The sequence below is a fragment of the Aeromicrobium sp. Root344 genome (genome assembly GCF_001425755.1).
GTDB lineage: Bacteria > Actinomycetota > Actinomycetes > Propionibacteriales > Nocardioidaceae > Aeromicrobium.
The window spans coordinates 3,768,499-3,783,943 of record NZ_LMDH01000001.1 but is presented as its reverse complement, the minus strand read 5'-3'; the positions used below and the strand labels follow the sequence as shown (position 1 = coordinate 3,783,943).

Sequence of the window (15,445 nt, the reverse complement as noted above, 5' to 3'; positions counted from 1 at the left end):
TGCCGCCTCAAACAGTGGTATTTCCACCGCCCGCGGAGAGATCACGCGTCACACGCGAGCCTGCGGCGAAACCTTCGACCTGTGCTTTAACCTTTGTCCATGGCGACCCGAACGTCTTCCCCGCCGCGCAAGCGGCCGTCCGGCAGCCAGGCCCGCAAGAAGACCGCTACGAAGCGCAAGCCGCAGGCACGCAAGCCTGCAGCCCGCCGTCCAGCGGCTCGCACGGGACCTGGTCCGATTGCTGCTGTCTTCAACGCGCTCCTGCGCGCCTCGACGGCCATGTGGCTCGGCCTCGCCGGGCTGGTCGGCGCGATCGCGCGCAGCATCGGCCACAGTGCCAAGGACCTCGATCCCGAGCAGCGCCGCGACGGCGTCGGTTTCGGCATCCTCGGTCTTGCTGTCATCGTCGCGGGCTCCGTGTGGTCCGACATGCCCGGCGCGATCGGCAACGTCGTACGCGATGTCACCGCCGGTGCGGTCGGCGTCCTGGCGTGGGCCGTCCCGATCCTGCTCGTCGTCGTCGCCTGGCGCACGCTGCGCCACCCCGACCGCAACGGCCCTGCTGGCCGCCAAGCCTTTGGCTGGGCCGCCATCAGCGGCGGCATCCTCGGGCTCGTGCACATCTCCCACGGTGTCCCGCGTCCCGGCGATCCTGATCCCGACGCGATGCGCGAGGCCGGGGGAGCCATCGGCTTCGTGTTCTCCGCGATCCCGATGGACCTGCTCAAGAGCGCCTACGTCGTGTCGCCGATCCTGCTGCTCATCGTGGTGTTCGGCCTGTTGATCGTGACCAGCACGCCGGTGTACGCCGTGCCGGGTCGCCTCCGCGAGCTGCGCGACAAGGCGCTCGGGCGCACCAAGGACGAGGCCCCGGCCGAGGAGCCCAAGAAGCGCAAGCACCCGCGTACGGCCGTCGTCAGCGACGACGAGCCCTACGAGAACCCGCTGGTCGACGGCCCCGACGAGGACCGTCAGGTGCCCGCCCGCGTGTTCGACGAGGTGGACGACGACACCGGACCGGTCGAGCGGCCGCCGATCGAGCCGATCCCGGCGCGTGCCGAGCAGCTCGCGCTGTCCGGCGACGTCGTCTACTCGCTGCCCGACAGCACGATGCTGCGCGAGGGCTCGCCGCACAAGGCGCGCTCCAAGGCGTCCGACGAGGTCGTCGAGCGGCTCACCGAGGTGCTCGAGCAGTTCCAGATCGACGCGACCGTCACCGGCTACACGCGTGGCCCCACGGTGACCCGCTACGAGGTCGAGCTCGGACCGGCGGTCAAGGTCGAGAAGGTCACGGCACTGTCCAAGAACATCTCGTACGCCGTGGCGTCCAACGAGGTCCGCATCCTGTCGCCGATCCCGGGCAAGTCGGCGATCGGCGTGGAGATCCCCAACGTCGACAAGGAGATGGTGTCGCTCGGCGACGTCCTCCGCTCGGCCAAGGCACGCAGCGACCACCACCCGATGGTCATCGGCCTCGGCAAGGACGTCGAGGGCGGCTACGTCGTGGCCAACCTCGCCAAGATGCCGCACCTCCTGGTCGCCGGCGCCACCGGGTCGGGCAAGTCGTCGTTCGTCAACTCGATGATCGCCTCGATCCTCATGCGGTCGACGCCCGAAGAGGTGCGCATGATCATGGTCGACCCCAAGCGGGTCGAGCTCACGGCGTACGAGGGAGTCCCGCACCTCATCACGCCGATCATCACGAGCCCCAAGAAGGCCGCCGAGGCGCTGCAGTGGGTCGTCCGCGAGATGGACATGCGCTACGACGACCTGGCCAACTTCGGCTTCCGTCACATCGACGACTTCAACAAGGCTGTCCGGGCCGGCAAGGTACGTCTTCCGGCGGGCAGCGAGCGCGTCCTGGCGCCCTATCCCTACCTGCTGGTCGTGGTCGACGAGCTCGCCGACCTGATGATGGTCGCTCCGCGTGATGTCGAGGACTCGATCGTCCGCATCACGCAGCTCGCCCGAGCCGCCGGCATCCACCTGGTGCTGGCCACGCAGCGCCCTTCCGTCGATGTCGTGACGGGCCTCATCAAGGCCAACGTGCCGAGCCGGCTGGCGTTCGCCACGTCCTCGGTCACCGACAGCCGGGTCATCCTCGACCAGCCCGGAGCCGAGAAGCTCGTGGGTCAGGGCGATGGGCTGTTCCTGCCGATGGGTGCCAACAAGTCGATGCGCATGCAGGGTGCCTGGATCACCGAGGCCGAGATCCACACGATCGTCGAGCACTGCAAGACGCAGCTGCAGCCGGTCTACCGCGAGGACGTCACGGCTCCGCAGGCGGCCAAGCGCGAGCTCGACGACGACATCGGCGATGACCTCGACCTCGTGCTGCAGGCCATTGAGCTGTGCGTCACGACGCAGTTCGGCTCGACCTCGATGCTGCAGCGCAAGCTCCGGGTCGGCTTCGCCAAGGCCGGTCGCCTGATGGACATCCTCGAGAGCCGCGGCATCGTCGGCCCCAGCGAGGGCTCCAAGGCGCGCGACGTGCTGGTCAAGGCCGACGACCTCGAGCAGGTCCTCGCCAGCATCCGAAACGGCTGAGCCATGCCCGAGCCCTTCGAGATCCGCAGGCGTACCAGTCTCTACGTCGTGCTGGCGGCCGCCTGCTTCGCGGTCGCCGTCGGCTACGGCTGGCGGGCCTACGATCATGACGAGCCGTTGCTGTGGCTCCTCACGGCGGTGTTCGGCGTGCTGGGGGCCATCCACCTGCGCGGCCTGCGCGACGCGCGCACGCCGCTGTTCGTGGCCGACGACCACGGTGTACGCATGCGGGCCCGTGAGGGCTGGGTCGGGCTGCTGTGGAGCGAGATGGGGGAGATCCGCATCGAACGCCGGATCGGCGTCCGCTACGACCCGCGGGTCAAGGTCGTCAGCCGTGACGGGACGAAGTTCTACACCTCGCCGCTCGGCCTTGCGACGAACGTCTCACCCGGCGAGGCCGAGGTCCAGTTGGCGCGGCGCCGTTCGGCTGCCGCATACTGAGGCGTTGGTTCAAGCCACCGAGAGGGACTCATGGCCGCGGCACAAGAGCCGAGCAACCTGAACATCGCGAACGCCCTGACGGTGCTGCGCATCCTCGGCGTCCCGGTCTTCGGCTGGCTGTTGCTCAAGGACGGCGGGGAGTCCGTCGACTACCGCATCGCCGCGTGGGTCACGTTCGGCCTGCTGATGGTCACGGACAAGATCGACGGCGACCTGGCCCGCAAGCACAACCTCGTCACCAACTTCGGCAAGCTCGCCGACCCCATCGCCGACAAGGCGCTGACCGGCATGGCCTTCGTCGGCATCTCGATCATCCACCCGATCTTCTGGCCCGTCGCGATCATCATCCTGGTGCGCGAGTGGGGCATCACGCTGATGCGCTTCGTCGTCAAGAAGCACGGCGTCATGCCGGCCGGTCAGGGCGGCAAGATCAAGACCGTCCTGCAAGCCGCGGCGATCGGTGGCTACCTCCTGCCGTTCGACCTGTGGAACAACGCGCCGAGCGACTGGAAGGACACCCCGAGCGACATCATGATCTGGGTGACCAACATCGTGATGGCCGCGGCCCTGGTGATCACCCTGACCACGGCAGTCCAGTACGTACGCGATGCCAGGACGCTGCGGCGCGAGTCCAAGGCCGCGGCGGGGCAGTGACGCTGGCGGCCGACGTCGTCGACGCGCTGAGGTCGGCGAACGCGACGGTCGCGATGGCGGAGTCGCTCACGGGTGGTCTGCTCTGCGCGACGCTCGTCAGCGTCAGCGGCGCCTCCGACGTCGTCCGTGGCGGTGTGGTGGCGTACGCGCCCGAGCTCAAGACCGAGCTCCTCGGCGTCGACGCCGGCCTGATCGCCGAGCACGGCACCGTGACGCCGGAGGTTGCACTCCAGATGGCGGTCGGCGCCCGAGAGCGACTCGGCGCGACCTATGGGCTGTCGACCACCGGTGTCGCAGGACCCGGACCCGCTGAGGGCCGGCCGGCCGGCACCGTGCACATCGGCATCGCGGCACCGGGCGGTGCCTGGACGAGGCGGCTCGAGCTGGCGGGGGACCGCGACACGATCCGGCGAGACACGGTCGATACGCTGTTGTCATGGCTGGTCGCTAGGCTGGGGGAAGAATCCCGATCCGATCGGGGTTGAACCACATATGGCACGCCAGGACGGAGGGACCCGATGACCGCGATGCGTCAGCTCGTCGGCGAGGTGCTCCGCGCGCGCCGCATGTCCCAGGGCCTCACGTTGCGTGACGTCTCGGGCAAGGCCCGGGTCAGCCTCGGCTACATCTCCGAGGTGGAGCGCGGCCAGAAGGAAGCCAGCTCCGAGCTGCTCGCTGCTCTCGCCGCCGCGCTCGAGGTGCCACTGTCCAAGGTGCTGCTCGACGTCAGCTCGCTCCTCGAGGTCGAGGAGGCCGCCGAGGCCCAGATCGCGAGCATCTCGTCGATCACGCCCGGTGACGTCTCGGCCTCGGCCGCCTGAGCGTTGAAGCACAGCGAGTTCTGGCTCCGGATGGAGCAGCAGTTCGGTCACGGCTACGCCCGCGTGTGGGCCGACAGCCACGTCATGCGTGAGCTCGACGGACGCACCGCGAGCGAGGCGCTCGACCAGGGCGAGAGCCCCAAGACCGTGTGGCGCGCGGTCCACGCCAACCTGCAGCTCCCCGCGTCGGAGCGCTGACCCGCGGCGGCTGCCCGCCCATTTTGTCATTTCGGACAACAAATTTGGGAACGCTCCCAAAAATCCATTGACTTCGCCTTGTGACCTACCTCATACTCCCATGGAAGCGCTCCCACCGAGGGAGCCGGAGGAAGGTACGACGTGAATCGCACACAGCGCATCGCCGCCGCCGCGGCCTCAGCCCTCGTGGTGGGCGTGCTCGCCGCCGGCTGCGGAGGATCCGGATCCGACAGCGAAGGCTCGGGCGGGAAGGACGTGACCCTGCGGGTCAACCTGTTCGGTCAGTTCGGCTACAAGGACCTCTACAAGCAGTTCGAGGCCGACCACCCGGGCGTCAAGATCGTGGAGACCGCCGAAGGTGACCTCGGCAAGTACAACACCAAGCTCAGCCAGCAGATCGCGGCCAACGCGTCGGCCGGCGACGTCGTCGCGATCGAGGAGGGCCAGACGGTCAACTTCCTGCAGGCCGCCGACAAGTTCGTCAACCTCCAGGACCACGGCTACGACAAGCTCAAGGACGCCTACCTGCCGTACGTCGCCAACGCGACGACGAGCGCCGACGGCAAGACGACGATCGGACTCGGCACGGACGTCGGCGGACTCGCGATGTGCTACCGCCGCGACCTGTTCGAGAAGGCGGGCCTGCCCACCGATCGCGACGAGGTCGCCAAGCTGTGGCCGACGTGGGACGACTTCATCGCGACCGGCGAGAAGTTCACCACCGGGATCAAGGACGACAAGATCCACTTCATCGACGCAGCGACCAACGTCTACAACTCGATCCTGATGCAGGGCGGCGACGAGACCTACTTCGACCGCGACAACAAGCTGGTGGTCGACTCCAACCCGGCGGTCAAGAACGCGTGGGACCTGGCCAACAAGATGATCGACGCCAAGCTCACCGCCAAGGTGCAGGCCTTCACCAAGGAGTGGAACGCCGGCTTCAAGAACGGCTCGTTCGCGACCATTGCGTGCCCCGCGTGGATGACCGGCTACATCAAGGGCCAGGCCGGCGACAACTTCACCGGCAAGTGGGACATCGCCACGGTGCCCGGCGGTGGCGGCAACTGGGGCGGTTCGTGGCTCGCGGTGCCGAAGTCCAGCAAGCACCAGAAGGAAGCCCTCGAGCTGATCAAGTTCCTGGCGAGTGAAGAGGGCCAGATGGGTGCCTTCAAGAGCGAGGGTCGACTGCCGTCCCTGCCTGCCCTCTACGACACGCCGGAGCTCAAGGACGCCAAGAACCCGTACTTCAACAACGCACCGATCGGTCAGCTGTTCGTGGCCGGCGCGCGGAACCTGAAGCCGGTCTACCTCGGCGCCAAGAACGTCCCGGTGCGCGACGCGTTCGAGAACGTCCTCCGCAGTGTGGAGAGCGGCGATCGCTCCGAGTCGAAGGGTTGGCCCGCGGCTGTGAAGGCCGCAGAGAAGGCTGCCAAGTAGGCTCCGGCCGGCGCCTCGCCCGCGAGGCGAGGCGCCGGCTGAGCACGACCAACCCGTACGACCCATGTCTCCGGTGCTTGCGCCTGTCCTCCAGCGGGCGCAGGCACCGGACCCACCAGGAGAGCTCACTTGAGGATCCGCGATCGGTTCGCCAAGACCGAGGCCCGCGTCGCCCCGTACGCATTCGTGTCACCCTTCTTCATCGTCTTCGCGATATTCGGACTCTTCCCGCTGCTCTACACCGCGTGGGTCTCCTTGCACGACTGGAGCCTGCTGGCCGGCGACCAGGGCTACGTCGGGTTCGCCAACTACCGCGAGCTCTTCCACGACTCGGACTTCTGGCGAGCGCTGACCAACACGGTCGGGATCTTCCTGCTGGCCACGATTCCCCAGCTGATCCTGGCCACGGTGCTGGCGCAGGTGTTGAACGCCAGGCTGCGGGCCAGGACGTTCTGGCGCATGGGCGTGCTCCTGCCCAACGTGACGTCCGTGGCCGCGGTCGGCATCATCTTCGGGCTGATCTTCTCCAGGGACTACGGCGTCGTGAACTGGGGGCTCGGTCACCTGGGCGTGAACCCGATCGACTGGCAGGGCCACCGCTGGTCGTCCTGGATCGCGATCTCCGTCATGGTCGACTGGCGCTGGACCGGCTACAACGCCCTGATCCTGCTGGCCTCGCTGCAGTCGGTGCCCAAGGAGCTCTACGAGGCGGCGCGGATCGACGGGGCGTCGGCGTGGCGCCAGTTCTGGTCGATCACGGTGCCGATGCTCCGGCCGACCATCATCTTCGTCTCGATCGTCGCCACGATCGGCGGTATCCAGCTGTTCACCGAGCCGTTGCTGTTCGGCTCCGGCGTCAACGCGATCTCTGGCGGCAACAGCAGCCAGTACCAGACCGTGGCGATGTACCTCGTGCAGCAGGCCTTCACGGGGCAACGCTTCGGGTACGCCTCCACGGTCGCGTGGGTCCTGTTCCTCATCATCGCGGTCTTCGCGGTGATCAACGTGGCGCTCCTGCGTCGCATCAAGTCGGTGGAGTGACATGAAGACCAAGAACCCGCTGCTCTACGTCGGGCTGATCGCCACGCTCATCTTCTCGGCCGGCCCGATCTACTTCATGCTCGTCATGGCTTCGCGGACCAACAACGAGATCGTGTCGCTGCCACCGCCGTTCTGGGTCGGCGGCAAGCTGTCGTCCAACGTCAACCGGGTGTTCGACAACCCGGACGTGCTGTTCGGCCAGGCGCTCCTCAACAGCCTGATCGTCGCGCTGGTCGCCACCGTCTGCGTCGTGCTCACCTCGTCGCTGGCGGGCTTCGCCTTCGCGAAGCTCAAGTTCCGCGGCCGCAACGCGATGCTGCTGTTCGTCATCGGCACGATGATGGTGCCGGTCCAGCTGGGTCTGATCCCGCTCTACATGCTGATGACGAAGCTGGGCCTGAGCGGTGGGCTCGAGTCGGTGACGCTGCCGTTCGTCGTGGCCGGCTTCGGCGTGTTCATGATGCGGCAGTTCGCCGAGCAGGCGATTCCCGACGAGATGATCGAGGCGGCCCGCGTCGACGGCGCGTCGACGTTCCGGATCTTCTTCAGCATCGTGTTCCCGGCGCTCAGGCCTGCCGCTGCCGTGCTGGGTCTCCTGACCTTCATGGAGCGCTGGAACGACTTCCTCTGGCCGTTCCTCACGCTCGACGCCGAGCACCCCACGGTGCAGGTGGCGCTCTCGCGCCTGTCGAGCGGCTACTACTCCGACCAATCCCTGATCATGGCGGGCACCCTCGTGGGCACCCTGCCGCTGGTCGTGGTCTTCATCGTGTTCGGTCGCCAGATCATCGGCGGCATCATGGAAGGTGGACTCAAGGCATGACTCTCGACCTCTCGGCATTCCCCGCCGACTTCCTCTGGGGCGCGGCGACGTCGTCCTACCAGATCGAGGGCGCCGTCGACGAGGACGGCCGCACGCCGTCCATCTGGGACACGTTCGCGGCGACGCCCGGACGCGTCGACAAGGGCGACACCGGTGCGGTCGCGGTCGACCACTACCACCGCTACGCGGAGGACATCGAGCTGATGTCGGACCTCGGCCTCAACGCGTACCGGTTCTCGGTGGCGTGGCCCCGGGTCCAGCCCGACGGGATCGGCACGGGCAACGCACCCGGCATCGCGTTCTACGACCGGTTGGTCGACGGGCTGCTGGCCAAGGGCATCACGCCCTGGACGACGCTCTACCACTGGGACCTGCCGGAGGTGCTGGAGCAGGCCGGCGGCTGGCCCGTGCGCGACACCGCCGAGCGGTTCGCCGACTACACCGCGATCATCGCCGAGGCTCTCGGCGACCGGGTCAAGCACTGGATCACCCTCAACGAGCCGTGGTGTGCGGCGTTCCTGGGGTACGCGAGCGGCATCCACGCCCCCGGGCGTACGGATCCGGCTGACGCCGTCGCAGCGTCGCACCACCTGATGCTCGGTCACGGGCTCGCGGTGCAGCGACTGCGCGAGATCGTGCCGGATGCCGAGGTCGGCTGCACCGTCAACCTCTATCCGGTCACACCGCTTGACGACTCGGGCCGCCACGACGACGCCGTGCGACGCATCGACGGGCTGATGAACCGCTGGTTCCTCGACCCGCTGCTCAAGGGCAGCTACCCCAAGGACGTGCTGCACGACATGTCGGCCGTCACCGATGCCGCATTCATCCTCGAGGGCGACACCGGGGTCATCGCGCAGCCGCTCGACTTCCTCGGCGTCAACTACTACACGCGGCACGTCGTCGGTGCCGGCCTGTGGCCCGGCAGCGCGGACGTGAGGTTCCACCTCAACAACGGGCTCGAGACCACCGACACCGGCTGGGACATCGATCCGCAGGGGCTGGTCGACATCCTGAGCCAGGTGCAGCGCGACTACCCGGCCATCCCGGTCTACCTCACCGAGAACGGCGCCGCGTTCGACGACGTGGCTGTCGACGGTGTGGTGCACGACGACAACCGGATCGAGTTCCTCGAGTCTCACCTCGCCTCGCTCGCGACACTGCGCCAGCACGGGGTCGACATCCGTGGCTACTTCGCCTGGTCGCTGCTCGACAACTACGAGTGGTCCGAGGGCTACGCCAAGCGCTTCGGCATCGTGCACGTCGACTACGAGACGCAGAAGCGTACGCCCAAGGACAGCGCCCATTGGTACGCCGACGTCATCAAGCGCCACAGAACAGCGACACTAGGAACATGAGCCTCGACAGCGAGGGGGGACAACCGACCCTCGAGCAGGTCGCGGCCCGGGCGGGGGTGGGCCGCGGCACGGCTTCGCGCGTCATCAACGGGTCGCCGCAGGTCAGCGCCCGCACCCGCGAAGTGGTCATGAAGGCCGTCGAGGAGCTCGGCTACGTCCCCAACCAGGCAGCGCGCACCCTCGTCACCCGGCGCACGGGGACGGTGGCGCTCGTCATCGCCGAGTCCGAGGAGCGCATCTTCGGCGAGCCGTTCTTCGCAGGCGTCGTGCGGGGGATCTCCGCGGCGCTCAACGATGCGTCGAGGCAGCTGGTGCTGTCGCTGGTGCACACCAACGACCAGGCGCAGCGACTCGGCAGCTACCTCACGCGGCAGCACGTCGACGGAGTGCTGCTCCTGTCGTTGCACGACGACGAGGCGTTCCCGGTCGACCTCGACGCGCGACGGCTGCCGGTCGTGCTGGGTGGCCGGTCGGCGCACTGGGCCGGTTCGTTCGTCGACGTGGACAACGTCGACGGCGCACGCCAGGCCGTGAACCACCTGATCAAGACCGGCCGTCGTACGATCGCCACGATCTCGGGACCGCGGGCCATGGCGTCCGGCCGTGACCGCCTCGAAGGCTATGCCGCCGCACTGCGCGACGCGGGGTTGCCGTACGACGACGAGCTCGTCGTCGAGGGCAGCTTCAGCGAGCTGAGCGGCCGCACCGGCATGGAGGAGCTGCTCGCGAGACGCCCCGACATCGACGGCGTGTTCGCGGCCAGTGACCTGATGGCGATGGGCGCGATGCGTGCGTTGCGCGACCACGACCGGCGCGTGCCGGAGGACGTCGGCGTGATCGGGTTCGACGGCACGAAGGCGTCGGAGACGACCGAGCCGCCCCTGTCGACAGTGCGCCAGCCGCTGGTGGAGCTGGGCCGTGGGATGGCCGAGATGCTGTTGCGGCACATCGAGGCGGCTGACCAGACCGTCGAGACCGAGATCCTGCCGATCGAGCTGATCGTCCGCGAGAGCACGGTCGTGGGACTCCCGCCCACGGTCCCCGAGGAGTGCTGCACGTAGTTGCGTTTTTGCGGCGTGTCGCTGCGTGGCATCGAACAGACGTTCGGGTAATCTCGTGCACAGGTTGGACGTTCGAAGGACGACATCCACAGACGGGTCGACGAGGCCCACATATGTCTGAGGGTCCTTCTAACGTCGTCGATGACCCGCCGCCCACGAGCAGAAACGGAAGCCCACCATGGCACAGCCCAACAGTTCCCTCGCCACCGCAAAGGACAGGGACAAGTCCCTCGAGAACGCAATGGCCCAGATCGACCGTGCCCACGGCAAGGGTGCCGTCATGCGGCTGGGCGACCAGGCCCGCGCCCCGATCGAGGTCATTCCCACTGGCGCCACCACGCTCGACATCGCCCTCGGCATCGGCGGTCTGCCTCGCGGCCGCGTCGTCGAGATCTATGGCCCGGAGTCCTCGGGCAAGACGACGGTCGCCCTCCACGCGGTGGCCAACGCCCAGAAGGCCGGCGGGGTCGCTGCCTTCATCGATGCCGAGCACGCGCTCGATCCGGAGTACGCCAAGCGGCTCGGCGTCGACACCGACGCGCTCCTGATCTCCCAGCCCGACAGCGGTGAGCAGGCGCTCGAGATCGCCGACATGCTGATCCGCTCCGGTGCGCTCGACATCATCGTGATCGACTCGGTGGCCGCGCTCGTGCCCCGTGCCGAGATCGACGGCGAGATGGGCGACAGCCACGTGGGTCTGCAGGCGCGCCTCATGAGCCAGGCGCTCCGCAAGATGACCGGCGCCATCAACGGCTCGGGCACGACCGCGATCTTCATCAACCAGCTCCGCGAGAAGATCGGCGTCATGTTCGGCTCGCCCGAGACCACGACCGGCGGCAAGGCCCTCAAGTTCTACGCCTCGGTGCGCATGGACGTGCGGCGCATCGAGACGCTCAAGGACGGCACCGACATGGTCGGCAACCGCACCCGCATCAAGGTCGTCAAGAACAAGCTCGCCCCGCCGTTCAAGCAGGCCGAGTTCGACATCATGTACGGCCAGGGCATCAGCCGTGAGGGCAGCCTGATCGACGTCGGTGTCGAGGCGGGCTTCGTCCGCAAGGCCGGCGCCTGGTTCACCTATGAGGGTGACCAGCTCGGGCAGGGCAAGGAGAAGGCTCGCCAGTTCCTGCGCGACAACCCTGACCTGGCCGACGAGCTCGAGAAGCGGATCATGGAGCACCACGGCATCGGCGCCCAGGCCGACAAGCCTGCGCTCGAGGTCGTCGAGGAGCCCCCGACCGACATCGAGTTCTGAGCCATACTTCGCTCCCCTACTCGCAGAGCTCGTGGGGGGACCCCCAGGCTCAGAGAGGCAACCATGCCGCGCACACCGGTCGAGGAGATGTCCCCGGAGGAGCTCACGAGCTTCGCCAAGGAGATCGTGGTGCGCAAGCTCAGCGAACGGGCGCACAGCCGAAGCGACCTCGCTCAGGCACTTGCCAAGAAGCAGGTGCCTGAGGGGGTCGTCGAGGCCACGCTCGACAAGTTCGAGGTCGCCGGCCTGATCGATGACGAGGAGTTCGCCCGCTCCTGGGTGCAGGCCCGACAGCGCGGCAAGGGATTGTCGTCGCGAGCACTCGCGATGGAGCTGCGCCGCAAGGGCGTCGACGACGAGATCTCCAAGGAGGTCCTGTCCGAGATCGACCCCGAGGCGGAGGTCCAGGCCGCGCATCGGTTGGTCCAGACCAAGCTCCGGTCGATGGCGCGGTTCGACGACACCACCAAGATTCGTCGGCTCACCGGCATGCTGGCCCGCAAGGGCTATTCGCCGCAGATGGCGTTCGACGTCGTGCGGCAGGAGCTCGGCGCCGAGGCGCAAGCCCTCGACAGCATGTAGGCCAGTTCCTACGCTCTGAGCCATGGGTGGGTTCGAGTTCCGGCGCCTCGTCGACGCCGACCTCTCTGACCTTGTGCGGTGGATGTCGGCTGAGCACGCCCAGCCGTGGTTCTGGGACGAGCCACGGACGGTCGACGGTGCCCGTCGGATCTATGCCAACGAGCTGGACGGCACCAGCGCCACCCGCATGTGGATCGTCGAGCTCGACGGACGGCGAATCGGCTACGTGCAGGACTATCCGGTCAAGGCCTATGACGACTACGCCGTCCGTGTGCAGGATCTCGAGGCGATCGCCTTCGACTACCTCATCGGCGAGCCTGATCTCGTCGATCGGGGGATTGGGACGCGCATGATCGAGGCCTACTGCCGCGACGTGCTGTGCCGGGACTATCCGGAGGCGCCGAGGTTCGTCGCAAGTCCCGACGTGCGCAACAAGCGGTCCATCCGCGTCCTCGAGAAGTGCGGCTTCGTGCCGGGGCTGTGGATCCAGCCCGAGTCGGTCAACTATCCGGAGATCGTCTGCACGGCCCCGCGCACACTGTTCGAATAGCCGCTAGGCCAGGCGCTCCACGAACGTCAGCAGGTTGCCGTCGAGGTCGAGCGTGTCGACCTCCCGCGTCCGCCACGTGGTGGTCTTCGCACCGTCTCCGTGGGTGCGGTGCAGGACGCCGGCGGCCCGCATCTCGGCGAACACGTCGTCGGCCGAGTCCACGTCGATCCGGCAGCTCGCCGTGCCGGCGAGGAAGTCCTCCGCACCGCTGACGATCGGGCGCTCGACGAGGTCGGGCCTGGCCCGCCAGTCGGTGTCGCCGGCGAGCCACAGGTGCACCTGGGCGTCGTCGCGTTCGAGCTTGGCGAATCCCTCGTCGGAGTGAACGACGTCGAAGCCGAAGCGCGTCTCGTAGAACGCGATGGCCGCAGGCATGTCACGCACCGGCAGCGCGGGGACCGTGCGTGAGAAGCCCATGGTCAAAGCGTACGGCGGAGCTTCTCGACGATCTCGATCTCGGCGTCGTAGTAGGCGAGGCCCCAATCGGCGACTCGGGCCGGATAGGCGACCGCCTCCCTGTCTCCGAGCATCTCGCGCACCGCCTCGAGCTCCTTGCGCCGGTTCGCGACAGCCGTGACGTATCCGTCGAGCATGGCCTCGACCTCTCCTGGTCCCATCAGGCTGCCCAGCATGAGCCGCAGCGCGATGGGGTGCTTGAGGTTGGGGAACTCGTGCTCCGAGGTGTGCAGCCAGGTGGTGAGTGCCTCGCGGCCCGCGGCGGTGATCCGGAAGCGACGCGTGGTGCGCTTCCCAGTGGTGTCATCGGTGGCGCCCACGAAGTCGTGGCGGCTGAGCCGCTCGAGCTCGGTGTAGATCTGGCTCATCGCGGGGGAGACCCAGTAGAACCGCAGCGTGCGATCGGCGCGCTGCTTCAGCTCATAGCCGGTCAGACCGTTCTCCGACGTCTCGCTGTCGAAGACCAGCAGGCCCAGCAGGGCGTACGACGTCGTTGACAGGCTGCTGGTCACAGATCTAGCGTACTGTTCCAATTAGGAACATGTAGGGAGGCGGAACGAGATGTCCGACACGGTCCTGCTGGCAGGAACCCGCAAGGGACTCTTCATCGGCCGTTCCGACGCAGACCGATCGTCGTGGTCGTGGGACAAGCCGCTGTTCCCCATGGAGGAGATCTACTCGGCCGCCATCGACACCCGAGGCGGCGCGCCACGCCTGCTGGCGGGTGCGACGAGTCCGCACTGGGGGCCTCAGGTGTTCCGTTCGGACGACCTGGGTCGTACGTGGGACGAGACCAAGGGCGGTGCTGTCAGGTTCCCCGAGGGCACCGGCGCTGCACTCGAACGCGTGTGGCAGCTGCGTCCGGCGCCAGAGGGCCAGGACGACCTGATCTATGCGGGCACCGAGCCGTCCGCGTTGTTCCGGTCGACCGACCGCGGCGAGACGTTCGAGATCGTGCGCAGCCTCTGGGACCACCCGCACCGGCCGACCTGGCAGCCCGGAGGAGGGGGTCAGGCGATCCACACGGTCGTGCCGCATCCGACGGATCCCGACGTCGTGACGGTCGCGATGTCGACCGGGGGCGTCTATCGCACCGAGGACGGTGGAGTGAGCTGGACCCCCTACAACCGCGGGATCGGAGCCGAGTTCATCCCCGGAGAGACGCCGGAGTACGGCCAATGCGTCCACAAGGTGGCGATCGACGCGGGCGACCCCGACCGGCTCTATGCCCAGAACCACGGCGGTGTCTTCCGCTCCGACGATGCCGGCCGCTCCTGGCACTCGATCGCCGATGGACTGCCCGCCGACTTCGGCTTCCCGATCGTCGCCCATCCGCATCGTCCGGGCACGGTCTTCGTGTTCCCACTCGTCGCCGACATCGAGCGGTTCCCGCCCTCGGGCAAGCCCGCCGTGTGGCGGTCCGACGACGCCGGCGAGACGTGGCAGGAGACCGGACCAGGGCTCCCTGCCGAGGCGCACACCGCCGTGCTGCGCGACGCCTTCGTGTCGGACCAGGCGGACCCGCTGGGCCTCTACCTCGGCACGCGGCACGGTGCGATCTGGGCCAGCAACGACGAGGGCGGCACGTGGGCCGAGATCCGCAACAACCTTCCCGACGTGCTCTGCGTACGCGCCGCCGTGATCTGAGACTCGTACCGCGTCAACCCACGTTACTCACTGGTAACCTCGGGGCATGCCTTCGACATTCGACCTGTACAAGAAGTTCGCGGCGCTGCCTCAGGGCAAGCGACTGTTCTCGATCGCCTATGGCCAGAAGGCGCCCTACTTCTCCTCGATCCACCTCGAGGTGCAGGAGATGAAGCCGCACCTGGGTCAGGTCAAGATCCCCAAGCGCCGCTCGGTCAAGAACCACATCGGCACGATCCACGCGATCGCGGCGTGCAACGGTCTCGAGGCGGCCATGGGCCTCCTCGCCGAGGCGACCTGCCCGCCCGACATGCGCTGGCTGCCCAAGGGCATGGAGGTCAGCTATCTCGCCAAGTCGACGACGGCGCTGACCTGCACCGCGGAGAGCACCGCGGCCGACTGGGCGGGCGGCCCCGATGTCCCCATCAAGGTCAAGGCCGTCACGAGCGACGGCACCGTGACGGTCGAAGGCACGATCCACCTCTGGGTGACCCCGAAGCGCTAGAACCCCGCGCCTGGCAGCCGAGGATGCGCAGAACGTAACGGCCGTCACACGCGCTCGTTGGATCTT

At 67.7% G+C, this 15,445-nt stretch carries 18 protein-coding genes; 16 read left to right on the top strand and 2 right to left on the bottom strand.

The genetic code is table 11. The features are described 5' to 3' along the window. The first annotated feature begins 99 nt into the window (after nt 1-99). The 14 genes from ASC61_RS18755 to ASC61_RS18690 all read left to right on the top strand — a co-directional run bounded on the left by ASC61_RS18755 (nt 100) and on the right by ASC61_RS18690 (nt 12,771). Nucleotides 100-2,547, top strand: coding sequence for an FtsK/SpoIIIE family DNA translocase (locus tag ASC61_RS18755; RefSeq protein ID WP_200935489.1), 2,448 nt, complete (start codon nt 100-102; stop codon nt 2,545-2,547). 3 nt (nt 2,548-2,550) lie between these two features. After that, nucleotides 2,551-2,988 carry a hypothetical protein gene (locus ASC61_RS18750; protein ID WP_056214804.1) on the top strand — a complete coding sequence of 146 codons (438 nt, stop codon included), beginning with the start codon at nt 2,551-2,553 and terminating at the stop codon, nt 2,986-2,988. Nucleotides 2,989-3,018: 30 nt separating this feature from the next. Further along, nucleotides 3,019-3,642, top strand: a complete 624-nt coding sequence (gene pgsA / locus ASC61_RS18745; RefSeq protein ID WP_056214801.1) for a CDP-diacylglycerol--glycerol-3-phosphate 3-phosphatidyltransferase — start codon at nt 3,019-3,021, stop codon at nt 3,640-3,642. Continuing rightward, on the top strand, nt 3,639-4,127 hold the full coding sequence (locus ASC61_RS18740) for a CinA family protein (protein ID WP_056214798.1): 489 nt from the start codon (nt 3,639-3,641) through the stop codon (nt 4,125-4,127). The genes pgsA and ASC61_RS18740 overlap by 4 nt, the downstream gene beginning before the upstream one ends. Nucleotides 4,128-4,160: 33 nt before the next feature. Continuing rightward, nucleotides 4,161-4,463, top strand: coding sequence for a helix-turn-helix domain-containing protein (locus ASC61_RS18735; protein ID WP_056214796.1), 303 nt, complete (start codon nt 4,161-4,163; stop codon nt 4,461-4,463). Nucleotides 4,464-4,466: 3 nt separating this feature from the next. After that, a complete protein-coding gene (locus ASC61_RS18730) occupies nt 4,467-4,661 on the top strand; it encodes a DUF3046 domain-containing protein (protein ID WP_056214793.1) in 195 nt (64 codons plus the stop codon). A gap of 141 nt (nt 4,662-4,802) precedes the next feature. Further along, the gene (locus ASC61_RS18725) at nt 4,803-6,101 is read left to right on the top strand and encodes an extracellular solute-binding protein (protein WP_056214790.1); all 1,299 of its coding nucleotides are present in this window, start codon (nt 4,803-4,805) and stop codon (nt 6,099-6,101) included. Between the two features lie 129 nt (nt 6,102-6,230). Then, nucleotides 6,231-7,142 carry a carbohydrate ABC transporter permease gene (locus tag ASC61_RS18720; protein WP_082530770.1) on the top strand — a complete coding sequence of 304 codons (912 nt, stop codon included), beginning with the start codon at nt 6,231-6,233 and terminating at the stop codon, nt 7,140-7,142. 1 nt (nt 7,143) lies between these two features. Continuing rightward, nucleotides 7,144-7,965: a carbohydrate ABC transporter permease gene (locus ASC61_RS18715; protein WP_056214786.1), complete on the top strand. Its 822-nt coding sequence runs from the start codon at nt 7,144-7,146 to the stop codon at nt 7,963-7,965. Then, nucleotides 7,962-9,323: a GH1 family beta-glucosidase gene (locus ASC61_RS18710; protein ID WP_056214783.1), complete on the top strand. Its 1,362-nt coding sequence runs from the start codon at nt 7,962-7,964 to the stop codon at nt 9,321-9,323. The genes ASC61_RS18715 and ASC61_RS18710 overlap by 4 nt, the downstream gene beginning before the upstream one ends. Then, nucleotides 9,320-10,384: a LacI family DNA-binding transcriptional regulator gene (locus ASC61_RS18705; RefSeq protein WP_056214780.1), complete on the top strand. Its 1,065-nt coding sequence runs from the start codon at nt 9,320-9,322 to the stop codon at nt 10,382-10,384. Before ASC61_RS18710 ends, ASC61_RS18705 begins: the two co-directional genes overlap by 4 nt. Before the next feature lie 178 nt (nt 10,385-10,562). Beyond that, entirely contained in the window at nt 10,563-11,639 is a 1,077-nt protein-coding gene (recA, locus tag ASC61_RS18700) for a recombinase RecA (protein WP_056214777.1), read from the top strand. Nucleotides 11,640-11,702: 63 nt separating this feature from the next. Next, nucleotides 11,703-12,221: a regulatory protein RecX gene (locus ASC61_RS18695; protein ID WP_200935488.1), complete on the top strand. Its 519-nt coding sequence runs from the start codon at nt 11,703-11,705 to the stop codon at nt 12,219-12,221. Between the two features lie 22 nt (nt 12,222-12,243). Further along, nucleotides 12,244-12,771: a GNAT family N-acetyltransferase gene (locus ASC61_RS18690; protein WP_056214774.1), complete on the top strand. Its 528-nt coding sequence runs from the start codon at nt 12,244-12,246 to the stop codon at nt 12,769-12,771. Nucleotides 12,772-12,774: 3 nt separating this feature from the next. Here the strand turns inward: ASC61_RS18690 and ASC61_RS18685 are convergent, their stop codons facing one another. Together ASC61_RS18685 and ASC61_RS18680 are read right to left on the bottom strand one after the other, a co-directional pair. Then, entirely contained in the window at nt 12,775-13,188 is a 414-nt protein-coding gene (locus ASC61_RS18685) for a VOC family protein (protein WP_056214772.1), read from the bottom strand. Between the two features lie 2 nt (nt 13,189-13,190). Beyond that, complete coding sequence (locus ASC61_RS18680) at nt 13,191-13,739, bottom strand: PadR family transcriptional regulator (RefSeq protein WP_056214769.1); 549 nt, start codon at nt 13,737-13,739, stop codon at nt 13,191-13,193. 49 nt (nt 13,740-13,788) lie between these two features. On the opposite strand from ASC61_RS18680, the gene ASC61_RS18675 reads away from it, so the two are divergent. After that, on the top strand, nt 13,789-14,874 hold the full coding sequence (locus ASC61_RS18675; protein ID WP_056214766.1) for a WD40/YVTN/BNR-like repeat-containing protein: 1,086 nt from the start codon (nt 13,789-13,791) through the stop codon (nt 14,872-14,874). 46 nt (nt 14,875-14,920) lie between these two features. After that, nucleotides 14,921-15,379, top strand: a complete 459-nt coding sequence (locus ASC61_RS18670) for a hotdog fold domain-containing protein (RefSeq protein ID WP_056214764.1) — start codon at nt 14,921-14,923, stop codon at nt 15,377-15,379. Nucleotides 15,380-15,445 lie beyond the last annotated feature (66 nt).

Bases quoted from the DNA above. Each gene is read 5' to 3' on its own strand.
- ASC61_RS18670 (WP_056214764.1), top strand. From the start codon at position 14,921: ATGCCTTCGACATTCGACCTGTACAAGAAGTTCGCGGCGCTGCCTCAG.
- ASC61_RS18675 (WP_056214766.1), top strand. From the start codon at position 13,789: ATGTCCGACACGGTCCTGCTGGCAGGAACCCGCAAGGGACTCTTCATC.
- ASC61_RS18690 (WP_056214774.1), top strand. From the start codon at position 12,244: ATGGGTGGGTTCGAGTTCCGGCGCCTCGTCGACGCCGACCTCTCTGAC.
- ASC61_RS18685 (WP_056214772.1), bottom strand. From the start codon at position 13,188: ATGGGCTTCTCACGCACGGTCCCCGCGCTGCCGGTGCGTGACATGCCT.
- pgsA (WP_056214801.1), top strand. From the start codon at position 3,019: ATGGCCGCGGCACAAGAGCCGAGCAACCTGAACATCGCGAACGCCCTG.
- ASC61_RS18705 (WP_056214780.1), top strand. From the start codon at position 9,320: ATGAGCCTCGACAGCGAGGGGGGACAACCGACCCTCGAGCAGGTCGCG.
- ASC61_RS18715 (WP_056214786.1), top strand. From the start codon at position 7,144: ATGAAGACCAAGAACCCGCTGCTCTACGTCGGGCTGATCGCCACGCTC.
- ASC61_RS18755 (WP_200935489.1), top strand. From the start codon at position 100: ATGGCGACCCGAACGTCTTCCCCGCCGCGCAAGCGGCCGTCCGGCAGC.
- recA (WP_056214777.1), top strand. From the start codon at position 10,563: ATGGCACAGCCCAACAGTTCCCTCGCCACCGCAAAGGACAGGGACAAG.
- ASC61_RS18695 (WP_200935488.1), top strand. From the start codon at position 11,703: ATGCCGCGCACACCGGTCGAGGAGATGTCCCCGGAGGAGCTCACGAGC.
- ASC61_RS18750 (WP_056214804.1), top strand. From the start codon at position 2,551: ATGCCCGAGCCCTTCGAGATCCGCAGGCGTACCAGTCTCTACGTCGTG.
- ASC61_RS18710 (WP_056214783.1), top strand. From the start codon at position 7,962: ATGACTCTCGACCTCTCGGCATTCCCCGCCGACTTCCTCTGGGGCGCG.
- ASC61_RS18735 (WP_056214796.1), top strand. From the start codon at position 4,161: ATGACCGCGATGCGTCAGCTCGTCGGCGAGGTGCTCCGCGCGCGCCGC.